Source organism: Dysosmobacter sp. HCP28S3_G4 (assembly GCF_052065175.1).
Taxonomy (GTDB): domain Bacteria; phylum Bacillota; class Clostridia; order Oscillospirales; family Oscillospiraceae; genus Oscillibacter.
In genome coordinates this window covers 1-373 of the sequence record NZ_JBQHUP010000127.1, presented here as the reverse complement: position 1 = coordinate 373, position 373 = coordinate 1, and the positions used below count along the sequence as shown (strand labels likewise).

General features: G+C 51.2%; 1 protein-coding gene. It reads left to right on the top strand.

Annotated features, from left to right (window positions below; genetic code table 11):
• Window positions 1–373, top strand: a 373-nt coding sequence (locus ACTNBU_RS12760) for an IS256 family transposase (protein ID WP_441034474.1), incomplete at both ends; no start/stop codon positions are given.

The window sequence follows — 373 nt, the reverse complement described above, 5'->3', positions numbered from 1 at the left end:
TGCTGAATGACCTCAAAAGCAGGGGTGTTTTGGATGTATATCTGTTCTGCACGGATGGCCTGTGTGGGATGATGCAGGCTATCGAGGCCGTCTTCCCAAAAAGCCGGCTGCAGCGCTGCATCGTCCACCAGGTGCGCAGTTCCACCAGATATGTCAGCTACAAGGACATCAAGAAAGTCGTTGCGGATCTTAAGAAGATCTACAGCGCCGTCACGCTGGAGGAAGCCGAGAAAAATCTGCAGACCTTCGCAGAAATCTGGCGCAAGCAGTACCCCTCCTGCGTGAAAAGCTGGGAGGAAAACTGGCCGGTTTTAAGCACATTCTTTGAATACCCCGTGGAGATTCGGAAAATCATATACACGACGAACATCAT